Source organism: Rubrivirga halophila, from assembly GCF_046845755.1.
GTDB lineage: Bacteria > Bacteroidota > Rhodothermia > Rhodothermales > Rubricoccaceae > Rubrivirga.
In genome coordinates this window covers 826,840-849,358 of the sequence record NZ_CP177357.1, presented here as the reverse complement: position 1 = coordinate 849,358, position 22,519 = coordinate 826,840, and the positions used below count along the sequence as shown (strand labels likewise).

At 72.8% G+C, this 22,519-nt stretch carries 21 protein-coding genes and 2 tRNA genes; 6 read left to right on the top strand and 17 right to left on the bottom strand.

Annotation, left to right across the window (positions count from 1 at the left end):
* Positions 1-4 precede the first annotated feature (4 nt).
* The 5 genes from hrcA to nth all read right to left on the bottom strand — a co-directional run bounded on the left by hrcA (position 5) and on the right by nth (position 4,828).
* Positions 5-1,054, bottom strand: coding sequence for a heat-inducible transcriptional repressor HrcA (gene hrcA / locus ACLIRP_RS03540; RefSeq protein WP_412062580.1), 1,050 nt, complete (start codon positions 1,052-1,054; stop codon positions 5-7).
* Between the two features lie 108 nt (positions 1,055-1,162).
* Positions 1,163-1,666: a DUF2231 domain-containing protein gene (locus ACLIRP_RS03535; protein WP_412062579.1), complete on the bottom strand. Its 504-nt coding sequence runs from the start codon at positions 1,664-1,666 to the stop codon at positions 1,163-1,165.
* Positions 1,667-1,693: 27 nt separating this feature from the next.
* The gene (gene gpmI / locus ACLIRP_RS03530; protein ID WP_412062578.1) at positions 1,694-3,220 is read right to left on the bottom strand and encodes a 2,3-bisphosphoglycerate-independent phosphoglycerate mutase; all 1,527 of its coding nucleotides are present in this window, start codon (positions 3,218-3,220) and stop codon (positions 1,694-1,696) included.
* Positions 3,221-3,298: 78 nt separating this feature from the next.
* The gene (gene mscL, locus ACLIRP_RS03525) at positions 3,299-3,841 is read right to left on the bottom strand and encodes a large conductance mechanosensitive channel protein MscL (RefSeq protein WP_412062577.1); all 543 of its coding nucleotides are present in this window, start codon (positions 3,839-3,841) and stop codon (positions 3,299-3,301) included.
* 147 nt (positions 3,842-3,988) lie between these two features.
* A complete protein-coding gene (gene nth, locus ACLIRP_RS03520; RefSeq protein ID WP_412062576.1) occupies positions 3,989-4,828 on the bottom strand; it encodes an endonuclease III in 840 nt (279 codons plus the stop codon).
* Between the two features lie 133 nt (positions 4,829-4,961).
* Between nth and ACLIRP_RS03515 the strand changes: the two genes are divergently transcribed.
* The 3 genes from ACLIRP_RS03515 to ACLIRP_RS03505 all read left to right on the top strand — a co-directional run bounded on the left by ACLIRP_RS03515 (position 4,962) and on the right by ACLIRP_RS03505 (position 7,516).
* Positions 4,962-5,708 (top strand): DoxX family membrane protein, encoded by a 747-nt coding sequence (locus ACLIRP_RS03515; protein ID WP_412062575.1) that lies wholly within the window; start codon positions 4,962-4,964, stop codon positions 5,706-5,708.
* A gap of 129 nt (positions 5,709-5,837) precedes the next feature.
* Positions 5,838-7,052 carry a DUF4105 domain-containing protein gene (locus ACLIRP_RS03510; protein ID WP_412062574.1) on the top strand — a complete coding sequence of 405 codons (1,215 nt, stop codon included), beginning with the start codon at positions 5,838-5,840 and terminating at the stop codon, positions 7,050-7,052.
* A 35-nt stretch (positions 7,053-7,087) separates the two neighbouring features.
* The gene (locus ACLIRP_RS03505) at positions 7,088-7,516 is read left to right on the top strand and encodes a BLUF domain-containing protein (RefSeq protein ID WP_412062573.1); all 429 of its coding nucleotides are present in this window, start codon (positions 7,088-7,090) and stop codon (positions 7,514-7,516) included.
* Positions 7,517-7,562: 46 nt separating this feature from the next.
* Here ACLIRP_RS03505 and ACLIRP_RS03500 read toward each other — a convergent pair.
* From ACLIRP_RS03500 to ACLIRP_RS03485, 4 genes are all read right to left on the bottom strand, one after another.
* Positions 7,563-7,634 (bottom strand) — tRNA-Glu (locus ACLIRP_RS03500).
* A gap of 25 nt (positions 7,635-7,659) precedes the next feature.
* Positions 7,660-7,733: transfer RNA gene (locus ACLIRP_RS03495), tRNA-His, on the bottom strand.
* Positions 7,734-7,856: 123 nt separating this feature from the next.
* On the bottom strand, positions 7,857-9,074 hold the full coding sequence (locus tag ACLIRP_RS03490) for a M16 family metallopeptidase (protein WP_412063685.1): 1,218 nt from the start codon (positions 9,072-9,074) through the stop codon (positions 7,857-7,859).
* 139 nt (positions 9,075-9,213) lie between these two features.
* The gene (locus ACLIRP_RS03485) at positions 9,214-10,569 is read right to left on the bottom strand and encodes a M16 family metallopeptidase (RefSeq protein WP_412062572.1); all 1,356 of its coding nucleotides are present in this window, start codon (positions 10,567-10,569) and stop codon (positions 9,214-9,216) included.
* Positions 10,570-10,767: 198 nt separating this feature from the next.
* Here ACLIRP_RS03485 and ACLIRP_RS03480 point away from each other — a divergent pair, with 198 nt between their 5' ends.
* Complete coding sequence (locus tag ACLIRP_RS03480) at positions 10,768-11,208, top strand: glutaredoxin family protein (RefSeq protein ID WP_412062571.1); 441 nt, start codon at positions 10,768-10,770, stop codon at positions 11,206-11,208.
* Positions 11,209-11,623: 415 nt separating this feature from the next.
* Here the strand turns inward: ACLIRP_RS03480 and ACLIRP_RS03475 are convergent, their stop codons facing one another.
* From ACLIRP_RS03475 to ACLIRP_RS03465, 3 genes are all read right to left on the bottom strand, one after another.
* Positions 11,624-12,784 carry an ATP-grasp domain-containing protein gene (locus ACLIRP_RS03475; RefSeq protein ID WP_412062570.1) on the bottom strand — a complete coding sequence of 387 codons (1,161 nt, stop codon included), beginning with the start codon at positions 12,782-12,784 and terminating at the stop codon, positions 11,624-11,626.
* A gap of 119 nt (positions 12,785-12,903) precedes the next feature.
* Positions 12,904-13,548 carry a hypothetical protein gene (locus tag ACLIRP_RS03470; RefSeq protein WP_412062569.1) on the bottom strand — a complete coding sequence of 215 codons (645 nt, stop codon included), beginning with the start codon at positions 13,546-13,548 and terminating at the stop codon, positions 12,904-12,906.
* 423 nt (positions 13,549-13,971) lie between these two features.
* Positions 13,972-14,349 carry an endonuclease domain-containing protein gene (locus ACLIRP_RS03465; RefSeq protein WP_412062568.1) on the bottom strand — a complete coding sequence of 126 codons (378 nt, stop codon included), beginning with the start codon at positions 14,347-14,349 and terminating at the stop codon, positions 13,972-13,974.
* Between the two features lie 402 nt (positions 14,350-14,751).
* Here ACLIRP_RS03465 and ACLIRP_RS03460 point away from each other — a divergent pair, with 402 nt between their 5' ends.
* On the top strand, positions 14,752-14,958 hold the full coding sequence (locus tag ACLIRP_RS03460; RefSeq protein ID WP_412062567.1) for a hypothetical protein: 207 nt from the start codon (positions 14,752-14,754) through the stop codon (positions 14,956-14,958).
* 31 nt (positions 14,959-14,989) lie between these two features.
* Here ACLIRP_RS03460 and ACLIRP_RS03455 read toward each other — a convergent pair whose 3' ends face one another.
* The 5 genes from ACLIRP_RS03455 to ACLIRP_RS03435 all read right to left on the bottom strand — a co-directional run bounded on the left by ACLIRP_RS03455 (position 14,990) and on the right by ACLIRP_RS03435 (position 20,901).
* Positions 14,990-17,002 carry a DNA/RNA helicase domain-containing protein gene (locus ACLIRP_RS03455; protein ID WP_412062566.1) on the bottom strand — a complete coding sequence of 671 codons (2,013 nt, stop codon included), beginning with the start codon at positions 17,000-17,002 and terminating at the stop codon, positions 14,990-14,992.
* A gap of 463 nt (positions 17,003-17,465) precedes the next feature.
* Positions 17,466-17,993 carry a dTDP-4-dehydrorhamnose 3,5-epimerase family protein gene (locus tag ACLIRP_RS03450; RefSeq protein WP_412062565.1) on the bottom strand — a complete coding sequence of 176 codons (528 nt, stop codon included), beginning with the start codon at positions 17,991-17,993 and terminating at the stop codon, positions 17,466-17,468.
* Positions 17,994-18,091: 98 nt separating this feature from the next.
* Positions 18,092-19,372 carry a methyltransferase domain-containing protein gene (locus ACLIRP_RS03445; RefSeq protein WP_412062564.1) on the bottom strand — a complete coding sequence of 427 codons (1,281 nt, stop codon included), beginning with the start codon at positions 19,370-19,372 and terminating at the stop codon, positions 18,092-18,094.
* A 5-nt stretch (positions 19,373-19,377) separates the two neighbouring features.
* Entirely contained in the window at positions 19,378-20,451 is a 1,074-nt protein-coding gene (locus tag ACLIRP_RS03440) for an NAD-dependent epimerase/dehydratase family protein (protein WP_412062563.1), read from the bottom strand.
* A 156-nt stretch (positions 20,452-20,607) separates the two neighbouring features.
* Positions 20,608-20,901 carry a hypothetical protein gene (locus tag ACLIRP_RS03435; protein ID WP_412062562.1) on the bottom strand — a complete coding sequence of 98 codons (294 nt, stop codon included), beginning with the start codon at positions 20,899-20,901 and terminating at the stop codon, positions 20,608-20,610.
* A 341-nt stretch (positions 20,902-21,242) separates the two neighbouring features.
* On the opposite strand from ACLIRP_RS03435, the gene ACLIRP_RS03430 reads away from it, so the two are divergent.
* A complete protein-coding gene (locus tag ACLIRP_RS03430; RefSeq protein WP_412062561.1) occupies positions 21,243-22,490 on the top strand; it encodes a hypothetical protein in 1,248 nt (415 codons plus the stop codon).
* The last annotated feature ends 29 nt before the right edge of the window (positions 22,491-22,519 follow it).

Sequence of the window (22,519 nt, the reverse complement as noted above, 5' to 3'; positions counted from 1 at the left end):
AGGGTCAGTCGGCCGGGCCGTCGCCCAGGAGCGAGGCGACGTACTCGACGAGCCCGACGGCACGCGCGTAGTCCATCCGCGTCGGGCCCAGCACGGCGACGGCGCCCACGCTGTCGCCCATCCGGTACGGGGCCGTCACGACGGAGTACGAGGGCCCGCCGTCCGGACGGCCGAGCTCGCGGCCGATCAGGACGGCCGCCCCGTCCTCGGTCCCGGCCACGAGCCGGGGGCGCTCGAGCAGGTGCACGACGACGTCCTCGCTTTCGACCAGCTCGACGACGTCGCGGACCCACTCGGGGCGCGCGAACTCGGGCTGGGCGACGAGGTGCTGGGCCCCGCTGATCTGGGCGCGGCGCTCGGGGGTCGCCTCGCGGAAGAGGTGCGGCCCGTCGCGCAGGACCACGCGGACGATGCCGGTCCGGTCGTCGTCGGCGAGGTCGCGGACGCGCTCGCGTCCGGTCCGGCGGATCTCGTCGAGCGTCAAACCTGCCAGCCGCTCGTTGAGCAGGCGCACGACGGCGTCGAGGTCGGCCGACGTCACGTCGACGTCGACCTCGGCCTGCAACGTCCGCGCGATCCCGCCGCGCAGCGCGAGCACGAACAGGACGCGCGTCGCGGCGATCGGGACGACCTCGATGCGCTCGAGCACGCCCGCCGCCAGCCGGGGCGTGAGCACGACGCCGAGGAGTTGGCTCAAGCGCCCGAGCACGCGCGAGGTGTCTCGGGCGACGGCCTCGAGGTCGCCGAGGCGACGGGCGACGCTCTCGCGCAGCAGCCCGGCCTCGCGGTCCGTCAGCCCGGCCACGTCCATCAGCGAGTCGACGTAGAGGCGGTAGCCGCGCTCGGTGGGCACGCGCCCGGCGGACGTGTGGGGGTGGCCGAGGTAGCCGGCCGCCTCCAGGTCCCGCATCGTCGACCGGACCGACGCGCTCGACAGCTCGACGGCCTCCGCCAGCGTCTTCGACCCGACCGGTGCGGCCGTGTCGATAAAGTGCTGCACGACGCGGCGGAGCACGTCCTGCTGGCGGTCGCTGAGGGTCGAGGGGTCGGCCATGGGGGAGCGAACGAATCTAGCGGTGTGGTCGTCCGCTTGGACGAGTGTTCATGTAACCGTGATGTGCGGCCCGAAACTCCGGGATCCCCCGAGCGCCCTGCGACCTGCCTACCGCGCGATGCCCCAGACCATGATGCCCCCGAGGTGGGCGGTCCAAGCGACCGCGCCGGCGGCGGCGGCCGCGAGCACGAAGCCGAGCACGCGCCCCCACAGCGCCTCGCGTCGGGACCGGGGCGTGGGCGGCGCCTCGTCGTCGCCCTCCGTCGGTGTGGGCGTGCGCCGGATCCGCGCCACGCTCGCGAGCCCGAACGCGAGCGCCGAGGCGACCGACAGCCAGACCGTCCACTCCGCGCCCTGCTCGTGGCGCCCGACGACCTCCTCGACGATCGGGTCGCCCTCAACGGCCTGTCGGAGGTCGTGCCCCGTCTCGGCGGCCGCCCACGACCCGGCCGCGCCGAAGACGAAGAACAGAAGGGCCGCCTGCCGCCACACGCCGCGCCCGAACACGAGGTACAACGTCGCGGCCCCGGCGCCGAGCAGGATCAGCACGAGCGGGAAGTGCACCAGCAAGGGGTGCAGGAACGGGATCTCGTACTGGGCGATCAGGTCCATCAGATCGGCGGGGGTGAGCGGCGGAGGCTACCCGTCGCCGGGCGCCGGGGTTGCGTCGACCAGCGAGCGGCCCGTCATGGCGTCGGGCTGGGCGATCCCCATCAGCGCGAGGACGGTCGGGGCCACGTCGCCGAGCGCGCCGGGGCGGACGGCCGTGACGCCGGGCGCCTGGATGTGGTGTGGCACCAGCGCCGTCGTGTGCGCGGTGTGCGGGCTCCCGTCGGGATTCCGCATCTTGTCGGCGTTCCCGTGGTCCGCCAGCACCTCGACGGTGTACCCCGCCTCGGTCGCCGCCTCGACCACGACGCGCGCCGCCGCGTCGACGGCCTCGACCGCTGCGACGGCGGCCTCGAAGACGCCCGTGTGGCCGACCATGTCGGGGTTGGCAAAGTTCAGGATCACCAGGTCCGGGCGGTCCTCCCGGATCGACGCGGCCACCCTCGCTGCGAGCGCGGGCGCGCTCATCTCGGGCTGGAGGTCGTAGGTCGCCACCTTGGGGCTGGGCTCCAGAATGCGGTCCTCACCCTCGAACCGGACCTCGCGGCCCCCGTTAAAGAAGAACGTGACGTGCGGGTACTTTTCCGTCTCCGCCGCACGGAGCTGAGTCAGCCCCGCTCGCGAGACGACCTCCCCCAACGTGTCACTGAGGTCGGCCTTGTCGAAGGCGACGGGCACGTCGAAGGCGTCCGCGTAGCGCGTCATCGTGACGTAGTGGAGGTCGAGGAGCGGCCCCCGGTCGAAGCCGTTGAACGTCGGCGACGTGAACGCCTCGGTGAGCTGGCGGCCGCGGTCGGAGCGGAAGTTGAAGAACACGACGGCGTCGCCGCTTGAGATGCGGGGCGCGTCGGCGCGCAGGCCGGGCTCGGAGAACTCGTCGGTGACGCCGGCGGCATAGCTCTCTTCGAGGAATGCGGCCGGGTCGGCGTACGTCTCCCCCACCCCGTCGGTGAGCAGCCGGTACGCCTTCTCGGTCCGCTCCCAGCGGTGGTCGCGGTCCATCGCCCAGTACCGCCCGACGACGGACCCGACCGTCCCGACGCCCGCGGCATCCGCGACGGCCTCGAGTTGACGCACGTACTCGGCGCCGCCGTCGGGCGCCGTGTCGCGGCCGTCGGTAAAGGCATGGATCACGACGCGCTCGAGCCCCTCGTGCGCCGCCAGCTCCAACAACGCCCCGATGTGGCGGACGTGCGCGTGGACGCCGCCGTCGCTGACGAGCCCCATCAGGTGCAGCGTCGTCCCGTTCGCCTGGGCGTGCTGGACGGCCGCGCGGAGCACGGCGTTCTCGGCCATCGACCCGTCCTCGATGGCCTTGTCGATCCGCGTGATGTCTTGGTACACGACCCGGCCCGCGCCGAGGTTGAGGTGGCCGACCTCCGAGTTGCCCATCTGGCCCGCCGGCAGCCCGACCGCGCGGCCGGAGGCTTCCAGCGTCGAGCCCGGCGTGCGGGCGAAAAAGGCGTCGAGGAACGGGGTGCGCGCGGCGTCGACGGCGGAGACCGAGGGGTCCTCGGCAATGCCGTAGCCGTCGAGGATCAGGAGGAGATGAGGCACGGGCGGGGACCGGGGGGAGGAAGACGGAGGAGAGCCTGCACCCGGGGCCGGCGCAAGGCGGGACGGGCGGAACGCCCCCTACGCGGCGACGGGGGGCGTGCCGGGGGTGATGGAGGCGTCGGGCGCGAGGGGGCCGCCATGCGTCCCCAGGAACGAGGTGCAGTGCGAGCACCGGCTGGCCTTGTACGGGACCGACTCGCGGCAGTACGCGCACTTTTTCGACTCCGGGGTCGCCGCCTGGTCGTCGGCCTGGCCGAACTCGTCCTGCACAGCCTGGGTCGCCCGTAGGACGAGGCGGACGACGACGAACACGGCGAGGGCGATGACGAGGAACGACAGCAGGCTCGTCGCGAACTCGCCGTAGTCGAGCGTCACTGCGCCGGCCGCCTCGGCGGCCTCCTTCGTCTCGTACGGCGCGGGCGCCCCCTCGCCCTCCCGGAGCAGCCAGTAGTAGTCCGAAAAATCGGTCGACCCGAGGATGAGGCCGAGCGGCGGCATCAGCAGGTCGTCGACGAGCGAGCGGGCGACGGTCGTGAACGCGGCGCCGACGGTGAACCCGATGGCGAGGTCGACGAGGTTGCCCCGGAGGGCGAAGGCCTTGAACTCGGAGAGCAAGCTCATGGGAGAGCGGGAGAGCGGGAGAGCGGGAGAGCGGGAGAGCAAGGTGCCCCGAGATCGCGGTCAGCGCCAGCGGAATGCAGGCCGGCCGGAGCGCGAGCCGGGGGCGGCCGGCCCCTCGCTGGGCTCGCTGCGGCCTCGCCCCTCGCCTCAGATCCGGTAGTCCTTGACGCGCTTGGTCGTCCGGCCGGTCTTCGTGTCGTAGACGTTCATCGAGCCCGTCCACGGGTCGGCGATCTGCTCGACGCCGGCGCGGTCGGTCTTGAGCGCCGGCTCGTCGAAGTAGCGGTCGGCGGTCTTCGAGTAGTAGCGCCCCTTGTTCTTCGCCAGCCCCGGGATCGGCGCGGGCAGGCGCTGGAGGGCGGCGTAGTAGTCGCAGACGTCGGTGAGCGGACACCGGTCGCACGCGGGGGTGCGGGCCAGGCACGTGTACCGGCCGTGCAGGATGAGGAGGTGGTGTGCCTCGCCCCAATCCTCGCGGTCGAGCACGCGGCGCAGGCCGGCCTCGACCGCGAGGGGCGTCGGCTTGTCGGCCACGAGCCCGATCCGATTCGCGACCCGGAAGACGTGCGTGTCGACGGCGATCGCGGCCTCTCCGAAGGCCACCTGCACGACGACGTTCGCCGTCTTGCGCCCGACGCCCGCCAGCTTCACCAGGTCGGCATGCGCGCGGGGGACCTCGCCGCCGTGCGCGTCGCGGAGCATCCGGGCCGTCGTCGCGAGCGCCTTGGCCTTGTTGTTGGGGAACGTGATCGACTTGATGAGCTCGAAGATCTCGTCGGGGCTCGCGTCCGCCATCGCCGTCGCCGTCGGGTACGCCTCGAACAGGGCCGGGGTCACGAGGTTGACCCGCTTGTCGGTGCACTGGGCCGACAGGATCACGGCGACGAGGAGCTCGAACTCGTTCCGGAAGTCGAGCTCGGTCTCGGGCTCGGGGATGGCGTCGCGCAGGCGGTCGAGCACGACGGCCGCTTTCGTTTTCCGGGTCACGGGGGCGTCTTCGGGCGGTGGCCTCGAAGGTACCGGCGGGGGCTCCGGCCGGGCGAGCCCGCGCGGGGAGGACCGCTGGGGAACGGAACCGCCACCCACCTACGTTCCACAAACACAACAACCCCGACGAGCCATGACCCGCGACCTCGTCACGTGGACGGATGCTCACCGCGCCGTCGCCCTCGACCTGATCCGCATCTACGTGGGGGTCGGCCTGGCCGTTCGGGGGACCCTGTTCCTCTCCGACCCAGGGGCGTACACGTCGCTCCTGCCCGGCGGGGCGGAGAGTCCGTTCGCCGCCCTCGCGCTGATGCACTACGTTGGCCTGTCGCACGCGGCGGGTGGGCTCCTGCTCGCGCTCGGCCTGCTGACGCGGATCGCGGCGCTGGCCCAGCTCCCGATCCTGGTCGGGGCGGGGCTGCTGGTGCACCTGCCCGCCGACGGGCTGTTCAGCCAGGAGTTCGCGTTCGCCGCGTTCGTGGCAGTGGTGCTCGCCGTCCTGAGCGTGTGGGGCAGCGGCCCGTGGTCGCTCGACGAGGCGGTCCAGCGGTGGACCGACCGCGAGGCCGCCAACGAGGCAGCGGTCGTCGAAGCGCACGCCCGCGAGTTGCGGGGACGTCCGCGGTCGGCCGATCGGGCGGCGGCGGCGCGCCCAGCCGTGGCGGCTCCGACCGAGCCGTGCGTCTGCGGGCACGACCGGGACCACCCCAGCGCCCAGGCGGTGAGGCTCTACGCGGGGCTCCGCCGGCTTCGGTTCCTCACCGGAACGCATCCGCGCCCGTCCACGGTCGCCTACGTGTGCCGGGACTGCGGGGGGTTGGTGACGACTGTGACCGACCCCGAGGAACTGGAGGCCCTCCGCTTCGAGTCGGCGGGGTAGGCGTCGCTGACCGGGCGCGAGTCGGCTGGGACGAGGCCCCTGCGCGCCGGTCCTCGGCGACGGTTCGTGTCTCGCGCCCGTGCGGAAGCAGGCCCGGGCGTGGCGCGAGGGGGCGGGTAGCTTGGCGGCATGCGTCTCCTCGTCCTCGCGCTGCTCGTCGCCGCCGCGCCCGCCGCGGCCCAGTCCTCCCCCCCTGCCCCGATCGGGCTGTCCGACTCCGCGCGCGTGTCGCTGCTCACGATGGTGCCTGGCGACGAGGTCTACAGCCTGTGGGGCCACAATGCGCTCCGGATCGTTGACCCAGCCGCGGGGCTCGACCGGACGTACAACTACGGCACGTTCAGCTTCGAGCAGCCCAACTTCGTCCTGCGGTTCATGTCCGGCCGCCTCGACTACATCCTGGGCACGGCGCCGTTCGCCCTCGAGCTGGCGCGGTACCGCTCGCTCGGCCGGCCCATTATCGAGCAGCGGCTGGACCTGCCGCCCGAGACGGTCCGGGCGCTCTATGACTTGCTGGAGATCAACGCGCTCCCGGCCAACCGGGCGTACCGCTACGACTTTTTGCGCGACAACTGCTCGACGCGCTTGATCGACGTGCTCGACGCCGCGCTCGTGGCGACCGGCCAGCCGCGCATCGACCTGCCGGCCCCGCCCGGCGACGCCACGTTCCGCGATCTCGTCGGGCCGTACTCGCTCGGTCAGCCCATCATCGACCTGGGCACCAACCTCGGCTTGGGGCTCCCGATGGACCGCGTCGCCGGGCCGCGCGAGGCCATCTTCCTGCCCGACGCCTTGCTCGCGGCCGCCGACGGCGCGACGGTCGGCGGCCGGCCGCTGGTGGCCGCGCGCGACACGCTGTTCTGGGTCGAGGGGGCCGGGACCGTCGAGCCCGCGTTTCCGTGGCCGACGGCCGTCGGGTGGGGGGTGCTGGCGCTGGGGCTCCTGGTCACCGCGTGGGGCTGGCGCACGCCCGCGAGCCGGGCCGCCCGCGCGTTCGATTCGGCGCTGTTCGCCGTCGTGGGAGCCGTGGGGCTCATCCTGCTCCTGCTGTGGGTGGCGACGGAGCACTACGTGACGCGCGCCAACCTCGAGCTGCTCTGGATGTGGCCGACGCACCTCGCCTTTGCGGTCGTGTTGCGCCGGCCTGAGCTGGGCCGCTGGCGTCCGTACGCGATCGCGACCGCGGCCGTGACCGCCGGTGTGGTCGCGCTGTGGGCCGTGCTGCCCGAGCCGATGCACCCGGCCGTGCTGCCGCTCGCGGTCCTGGTCGCCGTCCGCGCCGGGGCGCGCGTGTGGGGGGCCTCCCCCCTGCCAGGCGGTGCAACTCCTGAACCGTCGGCGTAGCGGGTCGTTTCCCGACGTCGCGGCGTAGACCGCCCATGCACACCGTCCTCTACCGCTCGCGCGCGCGCGCCGGGCTCCTCGCCCCCGACCTCAACGCCATCATCGCGACGGCCGAGGCGCACAACCCGACGATCGACGTGACGGGCCTGCTGCTCTACGGCGAGCTGCCCGCGGTGCCCGGCGCGCCCGGCGAGTTCGTGCAGTGGATCGAGGGGCCCGAGCCCGCGGTCGAAGGCCTGTACGCCCGCATCAAGGCCGACCCGCGGCACTTCGACGTGGAGACGCTGGCGCGGGGGCCCGTGTCGGCGACCGCCCGGCGGTCGGGCGTGGTGCGGCCCGATGGCCGTTTGTTCGGGAGCTGGGCGATGGGCCTCGTCCGCCTGTCCGAGCTCCCCGCGACGTTGCCGGGCTTCCTGGGCTTCGCTCGCGACTGGGACCGCACCACGCTCCCGCGCGCGGCCTGAGCACTCCCGCGCGGTCGTCTTGACCGGGGCCCGCACCCCGAGGGCGTACCGCGTACGGGATTTGAACCCGTGTGACCACCGTGAAAGGGTGGCATCCTAACCCCTAGATGAACGCGGCGGGGAGACTCCGCTGGGAGCCGGAGGGAGACTAGTGGGAATTGAACCCACGGCCTCCAGGGTCACAACCTGGCGCTCTAACCAACTGAGCTATAGCCTCCGTATCCGTGCGAGCACGGTCCCCCCAAGCTATCACGGCGCGCCCGCCCTCGCCCCGCGCCCGCGTTGAAAATATGAGAAGGGCGGGCAAGGGGGACCGGCGATCGCCTCGCCCCCGAGCCCTCTACGCGGCCTCGGGCAGGGTGCCGGCGACGGCCTCGTGGAACGCGGCCGGGCGGACGTGGCGGCGGACGGCGGCGGTGACCTCGTCGGCGGTCAGGGCGGAGACCAGGGCCGGGTAGCGGTCGAGGTAGTCCACGGCGAACCCGCGCTCGGCGTTGACGAGCAGGCGCGCCGCGACGCCCGACGTCGTCGCCAGCCCGACGACGTGGCGGCCCGCGAGCGTGGTCTGCACGCCTGCCAGCACGTCGGGCGAGACGCCCTCGGCGACGAACGCCTCGACCTCGGCGCGCGTCGCCGCGATGCCCCGGTCGAGGTTCTCCTGGCTCAGCGTCACGTTGATGCCGACGTGGCCGTCGTAGCGGACCGACGGGGCCCCGAGCCCGGCGCCGATCCCGTACGTCAGGCCCTGCTCGTCGCGGACGGTCTGCATCAGGCGGCCCGAAAAGTTGCCGCCGAGCGCGAAGACGCCCGCGTACGCCGCCAGAAAGTCGTCGTGGTCCCGGCGCAAGTCAACGGCGTGGCCGAGCCGGACGTCGAGGTTGTTGCGGTCGGCCATCTCGATGACGACGCGGCCCGGCGTGTCGGAGCCCGCTTGGGCCGTGAAGACGGGCTGGCGGCCGTGCGGGGCGAGGTCGGCGAAGGCGTGGGCGAGGGCGGCCGCGACCGCGTCCGGGTCCACGTCGCCGACGACGGCGACCGTCAGGCCCTCCGACCCGACGTGGCTGGCGTGGTAGTCGCGGAGGTCGTCCGGGGTGACGGCCTCGACGCGCGCGATCTCGGCGTCGGGGTCGAGCACGTGGTTGGGGTGCGCCGGGCCGTAGATCCGGCGCGAGAGCGCGCCCGAGGCCTGGGCGCCCGTCGACTCGCGCGAGCGGCGGACGCCGGCGACGGCGCGGACCTTGGCCTTCTCGACCTCGTCGGGGTCGAGCGCGGGCGTCATCAGCTGCTCGGCGACCAGGCCGATCACGAGGTCGAGGTCGTCGCGCAGGGCGCGGCCGGCGAAGCCGAGGCGGAGGCCGTCGGCGTAGAACGAGACCTGGGCGCCGCGGCCCTCCAGGGCGGTTGCGATGGCGAAGCGGTCGTGCGCCTCGGTCCCCTTGTCGAGCAGGTTCGCGAGCAGCGACTGGACGACGTCGTCGGCGTCGGCGAGGTCGGGGGCGGCCTCGAACGAGCCCCGGAAGCTGACGACGTCGGGGACCTCGGTCGGGAGGGCGAGCAGGCGGGCGGGACCGGCGGCGGCGTCGTGGACGCGATCGGCGAGGGTCAGCGGGGCAGTGGACAGGGGACCAGCGGGCAGGGGATCAGAGAATGCGAAACGGGGGGACAGCCTCGGGCCTCCCCCCTCGACCGACGCCCGTCTACTCGGGGACGTACCAGGCGACCGTCCGGCGGTCGTCGTCCAAGACGGCGGCGGCGGCGGCCTGGACGTCGGCGGCGGAGACGGCCTCGATGCGGTCGCGGTACTCGGCGAAGAGCGTCCAGTCGCCGACGGCGATGGCCTCGTTGAGTTGGGACACGACGGCATACGGTCCGTCGCGTCCGAAGGCCTCGTCGGCGACGACCTGGCGGCGGGCGCGCGCGAGCTCCTCGTCGGTCACGCCCTCGGCGGCGATGGCGTAGAGGGCGGTTTCCAGGGCGGCCTCGGCGGCCTCGTGGGAGACGTCGGGCGCGAGCGTGGCGTAGGCGATAAACAGGCCGGGGTCGCGCAGGCGCGGATAGTAGGCCGACGACGAGGTCGCGAGCCCCTGGTCGGTCATCGCGCGGTACAGGCGGCCCGACTTGCCGGCGGCCAGGATCTGGACGAGCACGTCGAGCGCGTCGGCCGTCTCGTCGAGTCCGGCGGGCGCCTTGTACGCGAGGAGGACGGCGCCGAGCTCGCCGGCCTGGCGGACCGTCACGCGGCGCTCGCCGCGCTGCTCGGGCTCGCGCGTGACGGCGGCGTCGGGGTCGCGGTGGACGAGCGGGGCCGGGGCGTCGGGGTCGCCGCTCGCGTCGGCGGGGATCTGGCCGAAGTGCGCCTCGATGAGGTCGAGCGCCTCGGCGCGGTCGAACTGGCCGGCGACGGTCGCCGTGGCGCGGGACGGCCAGTAGTAGGTGTCGTAGAAGTGGCGGAGCCCGTCGGCGGTGACGGCCTCGACGTCGGAGCGCCAGCCGATGACGGGGTGGCCGTAGGGGTGGGCCTGGAAGGCCGTCGCGTAGGTCGCGTGGATGAGCTTGCGGAGCGCCTCGTTCTCGCCCCGGTCGAGCTCGTTGAGGACGACGGTCCGCTCGGAGAGCAAGTCCTCGTCGCGGACGCGCGCGCCGCGCATCCGGTCGGCCTCGATCTCGACGGCCAGCCCGAGGTGCTCGCTCGGCAGGAGCGCGTAGTAGTTGGTCCGGTCGTACCACGTCGTCGCGTTGATCTGGCCGCCGACAGACTGGAGCACCTGGAAGACGGACGTCCCGAGGTCCCGGTTGAACCGCTCGGACCCCTTGAACATCAGGTGCTCCAACAAGTGCGTGGCGCCCGTGAGCCCGGCGCCCTCGTTGCGGCTGCCGACGCGGTACGTGACCTGGAAGGCGGCGACCGGGGCCGCGGCGCCCGGCGCCAGCAGGACGGTCAGGCCATTCGCGCGGTGCCGGTACTCCTCGACGCCGCCGAGCGCGCGGACGGCCTCGAAGGCGGGGTGGTCGACGAGCGCGTCGGTGTCCGGGGCGAGCGTGGCGGGCGTCATGCGGGGCGGAGGGGGGCGCGCGGGTACGGGCCCGGCCGGGCACGGATCCCCCCCGGAAGAGGAGAGGAGTTGAGGAGAAGAGGATGGGAGGGGTCCGAGACAGGAGGCCGGTGGGCGGGCGCGGGGTACGAATGCGCGGGGCGGCTACGTCTGAGGGTCTCCCCTGCCGATACCTTTCGTCGTCTCCCCTCTCGACTCATGCGGTTCGCCCTGTTCGCCCTGTTGTTCGTCGTCGCCGTCGGTGGCTGCCGGCTCGAGTCGCGCCCGCCGATGGACGCGGCGCAGGCCGCCGAGGCGGGCGTCCCGCCGGGCGCGTTGCCCGAGATGCCGCCGCCGCCCGGCACCCAGCCGCCCCCGCCGCCGGCGGCGCTGACGAACCCGGCGACGGTCGACGGCAAGGCCGAGGTGGTCCTCTACGTGACCGAGTGGTGCCCGTACTGCGCCCAGGCGCGCGAGTACATGGCCGACAACGACGTGCCGCACCGGGTGGTGGACATCGAGAAGGACCCCGAGGGCCAGCGCGAGTACGCGGCGCGCGGCGGGACGGGCGGGATCCCCTTGGTGGCCGTCGGGCTCCGCGCGATGGAGGGCTGGAACGCGGAGGTGGCCCAGGGCATGCTCGACGACGCGGGCTACTAGGGCGGCGTCCGAGGCGTGGGCGGTCGTCGTGCTCGGCCCGACATCCCCCGGCGTCGCTCCGCTCCGCGTCCCCCTTCCTAGGGGGACGTCCGAGAGGCCGTCCGAGACGACGAGAGTTTCCCTCCTGGACGTCTCGCAGCGTCGGCGCAGCCAGGGATAGTAGCGGTGGACGCCGCGCACCGGCCGATCTACCCCCTCTAACTCCCCCTGTCCAGGGGGAGGACTGTTTGGCACACTGCACGAGCCCTCCAGATGCGTCCCCTCTCCCCGCGGGAGAGGGACAGGGTGAGGGGCGTCCAGCAGCCGGGCTCATACGGACACTCTCCGACCCCTGGGGACCACCTCCCTTGAGGGCATAGGGGACGCCTGAACGGCCGCGCTGGAGGACACACCGCGCGGCGTTGCCGCACGCGGTCTACGCCCGCTCGATCCCGGCGGGGTCGATGGCGATGCGGACGGCGTCGCGGGCGGCGTCGAGGCGGGCGCGGGCCTCGTCGGGGGCCTCGCCGGTGACGACGACGTGGCCGACCTCCTGGCCGGACCCCTCGCGCGGGCCGACGGCGTCGCCCGGCGCGACGCGGACCGTCGCCTCGACGACGCCGGGCAGGTCCTGGACCGCGTCGACCCCCTCGACCTCCTGCACCACGCCGGCGCCGGGGTGCCAGATCCACACCGCGGCCGACCGGCGGGCGCGCTCGGGCAGGGCGACGGGCTCGCCGCACTCGACGCGGACCCACGCCTCCCAGGCGTCGATCCCGTACGCCAGACCGATCAGGCGCATCAAGTGGCCGCCCGGCGGGCGCACGGCGAGCTCGCCGAAGACGGGCCCCTCGGGACCGAGGAACACCTCGAGGTGGGTCAGGCCCCGCTCGACGCCGAGCGCGCGCCACGCGGCGCCGTGGAGCCGGCGGATCGCCGACGCCGCGCCCGGGTCGAGGGGCGCCGGGACCAGGCTGGCCTCGCACGGGACGACGTAGTCGGTCGCGCTCATCCAGCGCATCTGGCCGCCCCACCCGATGCCCTCGGCGCTCATCTCGGTCCCCGTCACGAACGCCTCGGCCATCCAGCCTGGGGGCAAGCGCTCGGGCACGTCCCCCCTCTCGCGCACGACCTCGGTCCCGCGCCCCCCGGACCCGACGCACGGCTTGACGACGAGCGGGAGGCCGAGCCGCGCGACGAGCGCCTCGCGCCCCAGCCCCTCCTCCGCCAGCACGAAGTCGGCGCACGCGAGCCCGGCGTCGCGGACGGCCCGTTTCATGGCGCCCTTGTGGGTGCACCGCCGGGCGGTGGCGACGCTCACGCCGTCGAGCCCGAGCGCTTCTCGGAGGTGGGCCGCCGGCAGGACCGCCCGCTCGGTCAGCGCCAGGACGGCGCTGGGGCGGTGGCGGCGGAGCGTCTCGGCGAGCGCCTGCCAGTGCGACAGGGGCGCGTCGAACGGGGTCTCGACGACGTCGGCGACGAGCGCGGCCGTGCGCGAGCCGGGCGCGCGGTCGGCGACGAGCACGGCGCGCAGCCCCAGCCGGCGGACCGCCTCGACCGCTGGACGCCGCGACCCCACGAGGACGACGCAACTCATGGAGAGGTGTCGGGGCTCACGTCTGGTCGAGAAGGGCGGTGGAGCGCCCTAGACGCGCGAGCAGGCGGGCCGTTTCCACCCGCGCGAGCCGGCGGGCGCGAGCCGGGGGACCGAGGCCGCTACAGGCCGAGCTTCCGCAAAAGGCCGGGGCGGCCTTTGAGGGCGCGCTCGGCGGTGTTGGCGAGCTCGGCGGCGTGCTCGCGGAGGGCGTCGACGGCGGCCTTGTAGGACTCCGAGGCGGTGCGGGCCTCGCCGGCCTCGTCGTCCTGGGCGGAGTCCCTGGTCTCGGCGGCCTGGATGAGGGCCTGGGACTCGGCGACGATGGCCGGCGTCAGGCCGCGGATCTCGGCGACGAGGTCGGGGCGCTCTTCGGCGGTGCCGTAGAACCTGCGGGCGGCCTCGATGATGGCGGCGCGGCTGTCGGGGGTGTCGCCGGAGAGGCGGAGGGCGCTCCAGGTCTCGGAGTCGCGGCGGTACCGGTCGCGGGCGGCCTCGCGGTGCTCCACGAACTGCGCGCGGAGGGCTCGGGTGGCGCGCTTGACCTGTCCGGTGGCGAGGCGGCTGTCGGCGGTCTCGGCGCCGGTCTCTTCGGAGCCGTCGACGACGGCCTGGCGGAGGGCGAGGCCGGCGGCGAAGTCCTCGGGGGCGTAGCCGTAGGGGTCGGCGAGGAGGGCCGCGATCTCGGGGTCGTCGGCGGCGTTCGTGTAGAGGGTGAGCGACTCCTTGACGAGGTCGGGGATGGGGAGGCGACGATAGTTGGACATGACGACGAGGGGGTGTGGACCGTATAGCGGGGGCGGTGGAGTCGGAGGAAAGAGTAGGACACCCGTCATTCCCGTTCAAGGGCCTGCACGGGTGCGGGGCACGACGCAGGGGCGATCCGGCGTGGGGGGCGCGGTGGCTGACTCCGGGGCGCGTTGCGGGAGAGAGCCGTCGCACAGCGCGGGAAGGCTCTTGCAGTGCGCGTGCGCCCTCTCGCACAGCGCGTGCGGGCCCTTGCACAGCGCGTGCGACCTCTTGCACAGCGCGTGCGACCTCTTGCACAGCGCGTGCGACCCCTTGCAGAGCGCGTGTGCCCTCTTGCAGAGCGCGTGCGGCCTCTTGCAGAGCGCGTGCGGCCTCTTGCACTGCGGGGGGCGCGCGGGCGAAGGGCGCTCGGTGGGCGGCTAGGGGCGTTGGCGGGGCACCTATTCGCCCGGCTCTGAGCCGGAGGTGCTCAGCGCGGCTCGGATGGCGTCGAGCACCTGGGAGGGGGCGTCGAAGACCGTGCGGTTCTCGAATCGGAGGACGCGGATGCCGACGGCGGCGAGGTGGCGGGTCCGGTCGGCGTCGTAGTCGCGTCGTGCGGGGGCGTCGTGGACGGCGCCGTCGAGCTCGATGGCGAGCCGAGCGGCAGGGCAGTACAGGTCGAGGATGTAGGGGCCGACGCTGAACTGACGGCGCCAGCGCCAGCCGTCGAGACGCCGGGCTTTGAGGAGGGTCCAGAGGGCGGCCTCGGCGGGCGTGCCGTGGCTGCGCAAGCGGCGGCGCAGCGTGCGGTAGGGGCGGCGGTTGTAGAGCGGCACGGGGCGGGCGTCGGGGACGACGCAAGCAACGGCGGGGGCGCTCCACGGGCGGGCGGATCGCTGGGGCGAGGTCGTGCTCGGTAGACCCCCCGTCCGCGCGGCGCCCCGCACGCCAGGCGGACGCCAGCACCCATGTGCCGCGAACACCCGGCACGACGCCGCGCGGACTGTCCCCCTTGGCAAGGGGGACAGCTTGGACGCGCCACGCCAACCCTGCTCGGCTTGCGATCCTTACGCGCGTCCGAGCGGGGGGTCTGCCGGGCACCCCCGTTCGCTCGCGAGCACCCCCCGTCCGCGCGGCGCCCCGCACGCCAGGCGGGGGCCAGCACCCGTGCGCCGCGAACACCCCGGACGACGCCGCGCGGACTGTCCCCCTTGCCAAGGGGGACAGCCAGAGGCGCCTTGAGCGAAGCGATGGCGCCGCTGGCGGGGGGTCTGCCGAGCGGGGCGTCGCCCGAGGCGTCAGGCGGCGAAGGTGTCGGCGTGACGGGCCTGGCCGAGTTCGGCGGGGGTGTCGAGGAGGTCGGCGACGACGTCGCGGCGGGCGTTGTGGAAGCGGCGGGCGACGGCGGGGGCGCTGAGGGGCTCGCGTTTCCGCCGGGCGGGTAACTAAAGGTTCGAAGCTGTTCGGCCTCGAGACCTATCCGATCCGGTATCGGCTGTCGGCAGTAGCTGTGTCCGGCCCTGACATAGCCGCAGCTGACGCCATTCGAGACCGGAAGAAGTCGGCAGCCTCGTCGTCGACGAAGTAGACGTAGCACCCCTTCATTCCTCTCGTGAGCAGAGTCCGGTACGTGTTCTTAATCACGCGGTCAGCCAACTCTCGGGCTGCTTCCGGGTCTTCCTTCAACTTCTTCTTGTAGCCTCGGACCGAACTGTCGTAGCTCGCCCGCTCACTCGCGTCCGTCACCACTTCGTCTCCTCGGACTTGAAGGTCGCGACCGACGATGACCCCTACGTAGTCAAGCTCGAGCCCTTGGCAGGTGTGGATGCATCCAACCTCACCGATGGAGTCCGGGGACTCGATCCAGAGGCTCCCGTCGGTCGTCAGGTTCCACTTGTGAGAGAACCCGTACTCGGGGAACACGATGTCGTCCTGCGATGGGTCCTTCTTGCTAACCCATCGCCAGCAGTATCCCGCCACCATCCTGGCCTTGTTCTCATCGTTCTTCTCTCGGATCAAGTCCCTGAGTACGGCGGGGGAGTCGACCACCCGGAAGTCGAACTCGTCTGGGGTGAGGACGGGGTTGGCCGTCTCTCTGATACCAAGCGTATGGTCGAGCCAAGCGAGATAGCCGTCAGACCCGTTGCACCGGAACTGCGAGGAGAGTTCGAGCGAGTGCACGGTCGCCCCTTGTTCTGCGGCCCACCGCTCAATCTCTACGCGCTCACCAATGTCGTCGAACGTGACCCGCTGGTCCTCGTCGAGGAAGAACACCGAGAGGTCCGCTGCCCGAACGAGCTCCATGACTTGGTTCTCGCCGAGGTTCTTATAGAGCCCACTCTTCTCGTTCAGTCGGTGGGCCTCGTCAACAATGAGGACATCGAACTCGCCAGGGGATGCTCCTTGGAACGCGCCGGACCCGGTGAAGAGGTTCGAGATCGCTGATTTCTTGTGGGAGCCGACGAGCCGCTGCTCGTAGACCGCGCGCGGGGCCGCGTTTTTCGTGACATACTGCGCGACGTGGCCACCCGACGTGAGTGCGACGAGGAGGTTGACGGCGACAACGGACTTGCCTGTCCCCGGCCCGCCTTCGACGATCAACACGTGTTTGTCGTCGGAGCCAGCGCGTTCCGCGAGCGCAAGTGCTTTCTCGTACACCACCTTTTGTTCGTCGAGCATGACGAACTCCTCATTGCCACGCAGCATCGACTCCAGGGCGTCGGCTAGGCTCTTCGAGGGCCGGATCTCCCCGTGCTCGATGCGATAGATGACATCCGCATCATCTCCGTACTTGACGTACCGCTTGATAAAGTCCCGGAGCCGAAGCGCGTCTGGCTTGAGGAAGAGGGGGGCCCGCTCTCTATGGTCGTCGTAGGCCGGATGATCGAGAGCAGGTTCGGGTCCCTGGTTGGGGTCATAGTTATGACAGTAGGCACAAGGCCAGATCCCAATCCCCTCGTTCTGGATGGTGGCGTTGAAGCTCTCGAGGAGGGCCGCGTACGACCAAGCTTGGTAGGACGGGTGGCTGACGCTAGCCCATCCCCGCCGGAAACGCGTCCTCACGATCCCGTCCATTTCGGTCGCCTCGGCTTCCGACCATTGCTTCAGCTCAATCAGCACTACGTTCTCCCGCCCGGTCTCATCTCGACCTGAGAGGAGGAAGTCCACCCGTTTGGAGGACCGGGGGAGGTGGTACTCGATAGAAACACGAGCATCATCGGGGATGGCCTCGTCCGCTAGAACGTTGTTCATGTAGAGGAGCGAGTTGCCCCACGACATCACCTCGCTCTCGCTCACGCGCCCCCCTGTGACCTGCTGGACCCTCCGGTGAATGACCCCCGCGATGTCGTTCGACAATACGTCGCCCACGAACTGCGCCTTCGTCTCTTTGTAGACAATCATGTATTTCAGCCCGCGAGAGTAGAGGTCCGGCGCTCGTTCACGGCTAGTATGGTTGACCGGAAACTTACTGCTGTACGCGAACGGCATGAGGCGATCACCCGCCCCCGGCCCCTCCTCCCTGCCTGCGCGGGGACAGGCTGGAGGGGAGGATCGCGTGGGGGCGGGCGCGAGCGGGGTGCGTGTGCTCGGTAGCCCCCCCGCCAGCGGCGCCATCGCTGCGCTCAGGGCGCCTCGGGCTGTCCCCCTTGACAAGGGGGACAGTTCGCGCGGCGTCGCTCTGAGCGCGCGGGTGCGGGCGCCAGCCTGCGTGCGGGGCGCCGCGCGGACGGGGGGTCTGGCGAGCGAACGGTGGTGCTCGGCAGACCCCCCGCGTCCCTTCCGGTCGCTGCGCTCCCAGGTCGGGACGCTGTCCCCCTTGGCAAGGGGGACAGTCCGTGCGGCGGCGTGCTGGGTGTTCGCGGCGCGTGGCTGCTGGCGCCAGCCCCGCGTGCGGGGCGCGGTGCGGACGGGGGGTCTGGCGAGCACGACCTCGCGCGAGCGGCCCCCTTCCCTACCCCGCCAGCGGGTAGCCCGCGTCGCGGGGGTGGATCACCGTGACCTCGCGCGGCCAGGCGATCCCGAACGCGGGGTCGTCGTAGCGCGCGCCGCGCCCGGCGTCGGGGACGTAAGGCGTGCTCATCGTATAAAACACCTCGGAGTCGTCGGCCAGCGTCAGGAAGCCGTGGGCGCAGCCGGGGGGGACGACGAGCGCGAGCCCGTTGTCGGCCGTCAGCGTCTCGGCGTGCCACTGCCGGAACGTCGGGGAGTCTGTTCGGAGGTCGAGGCAGACGTCGTAGACGGCGCCGCGCGTGCAGCGGACGAGCTTCTGCTCGCCGTGCGGCGCGGCCTGCCAGTGCATCCCGCGGAGCGTCCCGGCACGCGCGTTAAACGAGGTCGAGCACTGGGCGACGCTCGCGTCAAGGCCGGCGGCGGCGAAGGCGTCGGGGTCCCACGTCCGGGCAAAGTGGCCGCGGTCGTCGGCGTGGCGCTCGGGCCGGACGACGTGGCAGCCAGGGATCGGGGTGGGGTCGAGAACCATGGGGACCGGGGACTGGGGACCGGGGACTGGGGACCGGGGACCGGGGAACGGCGGGATCCTGTAGGCCCCCTCCCCACTCCCTCCGCCCGCACTCCATTCTAAAACACCTCGACGCGGGGGATGGGGACGACGAACCGGCCGCCCCAGTCGCGGATGTGGCTCATCTGGCTCGCGATCTCGTCGCGCAGGTTCCAGGGCAGGATGAGGACGTAGTCGGGCCGCGTCTCGGCGATGCGCGACGGGTCGTAGACGGGGATGCGGGCGCCGGGCGTGTAGGTCCCCTGCTTGTACGGGTTGCGGTCGACGGTGTAGTCGAGGAGGTCGGTCCGGATGCCGCAGTAGTTGAGGAGGGTGTTGCCCTTGCCCGGGGCGCCGTAGCCGACGACGGTCTTGCCGTCGCGCCGCGCGGCGATGAGGAAGTCGAGGAGCCCGCGCTTGGTCTCGCGCACCTGCTCGGCAAAGGCGGCGTAGGTCGCGAGGTCGTCGACGCCCCAGGCCTGCTCCCTGTCCGCGAGCGCCGTCGCCCGGTCGGTGACGGGCTTGGAGGCGTCGGCGTCGTGGCGGGCGTAGATGCGGAGCGAGCCGCCGTGGGTGGGCAGTTCCTCGACGTCGAACAGCGTCAGCCCGTGGCGGGCGAACACGCGCTCGGCGGCGGTGAACGAGAAGTACGAGAAGTGCTCGTGGTAGATGGTGTCGAACTGGTTCTCGTCGACGAGCCGGAGCAGGTGGGGAAACTCGACGGTCGCCACGCCATCATCCGCCAGCAAGACCGCGAGGCCGGCGACGAAGCTGTTGAGGTGGGGCGTGTGCGCGAGCACGTTGTTGGCCGCGATGAGGTCGGCGCAGATGCCCTCGGCGCGCATGGCGCGGGCCTCGGCCTCGCCGAAAAAGGCGACGCGCGTCGGGACGCCCTTCTCTCGCGCGGCCTGGGCCACGTTCGCGGCGGGCTCGACGCCCAGGCACGGGATCCCGCGCGCGACGGCGTGCTGCAAGAGGTACCCGTCGTTGCTGGCGATCTCGACCATGAGCGAGTCGCCGGTCAGCCCGAACCGGTCGGCGACGGCGTCGACGTAGCGGGCGGCGTGGGCGACCCAGGAGTCGGAGTACGACGAGAAGTAGGCGTACTCGCCGGCGAAGATCGCTTCGGGGGGGACGACCTCGTCGATCTGGACGAGCGAGCACGCGTGGCAGACGAAGGCGTGCAGGGGGAAGAACGTCTCCCCTGCCCCGAGGTCCTCGGGTTGCACCACGTTCTGGCACGGCGGGCTGGAGCCGAGGTCGACGACGGAAAACCGGACGGGCGTCCCGCACGCGCGGCACGGGAAGCCCTGGTCGGGGGCCTCGGCGGGGAGCGCGCGGGGGGCGTCGAGGATCTGCATGGGGGTCACGCGCGGGCGGCGAGCGTGGCCGCGACGTCGACCGAGGCGCCGTCGCCGCTCGTCCAGCGGAGGTCGGGGCCGAGGGCGCCCGTCTCGAGCAGGCGCGTGAGGTGGGCGACGCGCGAGTAGCGGGGGCCCTCGAAGACGGCGGGCGCGAGGTCGAGGCCGGCGAGCGCGTCGCGGACCTGGGCGATGCCGTCGGGGACGGTCCAGCGCGGGCGCCAGGCGGGCAGGCACTCGGCGATCTTGGCGAAGCTGACGCGGTAGCTGCGGGCGTCGGGCGAGGCGCCGTCGGCGAAGGTGACACGGCAGCCGGGCACGGCCTCGCCGACGAGCGTCGCGACGTCACGGATCTGGTAGTTCTCGCCGTCGCGGCCGACGTTGAAGGCCTGGTCGTGGACGGCCTCGCGCGGGGCCTCGACGGCCGCGAGCGCCGCGTGCGCCACGTCTTGGACGTGGACGAGCGGGCGCCACGGGGTCCCGTCGCTGAGCATTCGGATGGCGCCGGTCGCCACGGCCCAGGCGGTCAGGTTGTTGACGACGAGGTCGAACCGCAGGCGGGGGCTGGCGCCGAAGACGGTCGCGTTGCGGAGGTAGACCGGCGAGAACGTGTCGCCCGCGAGCGCCTGCAAGCCCCTCTCGGCGTCGACCTTGGCGCGGCCGTACGGCGTGACGGGGTGGAACGAAGCCTCCTCGGTGACGGCGTCCTGGCCGGCGGCGCCGTACAGGCTGCACGAGCTGGCGAAGACGAACCGGCCGACGCCGGCGTCGCGCGCGCGCTCGGCGAAGCGGACGGTCGCCTGGGCGTTGACGCGGTCGGTCAAGCCGGGGTCGAGGCTGCCGAGCGGGTCGTTCGACAGGTTCGCGAGGTGGACCACGGCGTCGGCGCCGTCGAACACGTCGGCCGTCGCGTCGCGCACGTCGAGGCGGAGCGACGGGGGGGCCGGGGGCTGGGGACCGAAGGCGCAGGCCGCGAACCAGCCGGTGTCGAGGCCGCGGACGTCGTGGCCGGCGGCCTGGAGGATCGGGGCGAGGACGGTACCGATGTACCCGTCGTGGCCGGTCAGGAGGATGCGCATGGAGGGGCGGGCGTTCGCCGGGCCCTCCGGCCAAGTCCGTGCCACCGTCGCCCGCCGTGCGTTCACCCGGCCGCCAGGGGGCCGTGGGGTGGACAGACCGAAGGGCCGCCTCGTGTGGCGACGGGCGGCCCTTCAAGGGCGGGGCGCGGCGCGGCCCTAGCTGGCGCGCGAGATGTGAACCTCGTACATGTCGCCGTCCGTGCGGCGGCTGTTCACCTGATGGTCGCCCTCGAAGTTGCGCCGCATGTAGTTGCGGACGCCTTGGACCTCGTTCTTCGTCGCCTGGAAGGCCAGGACCTCCTCCGAATCGAGCTCGCGGAAGCGATCTCCGATGGGGGAATACTTGCTCCGACGGGTGCCCTTGGCGCTGCGGCGTTCGGTCGCCTCCGTCTTGGAGAGGGTCTGAAAATCGAACGGGGTGCTCTTGCGGGCGGTGCGGCTCTTAGCCATGATGAGAGGGGGGGTGGTAGTGCGGAAGTCCGTGTTGCCTCCGTACCCAATAGTACTCAATTACCATTGGCCCGCAACACCCACCCCCCTGCCCCGCCACAATCCCGGCTCACCGTAGCGAAGAACAACGTTCGCACACACCAGACGCGATGGGGGACGAAGGCTTATCGCGACGTCTCCGACAACCTCGGAGCGCCCGGCGGCCACCTGCCATCGCCCGGCGCAGCAATGGACTGGACGGACAGCACGACGCCGACGCGCACGGCCCCGGCCCCTCCGTTCGGTCCGACGTCTCCACTCCGGCCCGGCGCTCTATCCTCCCCTCCCCGGCCCCTATCCAAATGCGTTCCCGCCTCGCGCTCACCCTCCTGCTCTCCGCCGCCGTGCTCGCGTGCGCCAGCGCCGAGGGGGCCTACGCCGACGGCATGGCGCTGGAGCAGAGCGGCGACCTGGTCGGCGCCGCCGACGCGTACGCGACGGCGCTCGAACGTGACCGCTCGCTCCCGAACGTCGCCGGGCGGCTGGCGGTCGCCGGGCGCGGGGCTGTCCGCCAGCACCTCGCGGCGGCCGAGGGGCTCGACGCCGAGGGCGCCGCGCTCGCGTACCACCGCGCCGACGCGCTGGTCGTCCGGGCCGCCGCGGTCGGCGTCGACCTCGAGCGCCCCGCGGCCTTCGCCGCCGACCGCGACGCCCGCTACGACGCCGCCGTGCGGTCGCTGACCGACGCCGCGAGCCGGGCCGCCGCGCCCTCCGACGCGGTCGCCCTGACCGGCCGCGCCCGCGCGTTTCCGATGACCGACGCGCAAGCCGTCGCGCTCGACCGGGTCGCCCGGGACGCCTACGCCGCGTGGGCCGAGGCCGACCTGTCGGCGGGCCGGTACCGGGCGGCGCTCACGCACGCCGACGACGCGCTCTCGCTCGGGGCGTCGGCGCGGCTGGCGGACCTCCGCCGGCGCGTGCTGGACCTCGGTGCCCTCCGGGTGGCCGTCTTCCCCGCCGAGGGCGACGACGACCTCTTCGCGCGCGACGTATCCGACGTGCTGTACGACGAAGCGCTCGTCTCCAACGACCCGTTCTTGTTGTTCGCCGACCCAGCCGACGTGCGGAGCTGGGCGCGGCGCTCCCGCGGCCCGGCGCTCTCCGCCAGCCCCCGCCGTCTCGCGGACGCCGCGATCGACCTCGACGCCGACTTCGGGGTCGTCGTCCTCATCCGTCCGCTGGCGACGCGCGAGGTCCGGGGCGAGGCCGAGACCCGGACGGCCGACCTCGAATCGGGCGGGCGGGCGACGTACACCGTGCGCGAGCTGACCGTCGAGATCGAGGCCGAGGCGGACGTGCTGGTGGTGGCGTCCGGGACCTGGCGGTCCGTCTGCGACCGCCGCGTCTCGCGCGCGGCGCGGGCCCGCGTCGATCTCGTCAGCTACCCCGGCGACTGGCGGCAGCTGGAGCTGTCGCGCGGGGCGCGGCGCGCCTTCGCGCCCGACGCGGCCGACCGGGCCCGCGCCGACGCCCGCGACGAGCTCCGAGACCGGCTCGCGGCGGCCGTCGCCGAGCGCATCGAGGGGTGCGTGTCCGCGTTCGTGCCGTAGCGGCGCGGGAGGCGATTCCCCCGCGCCCG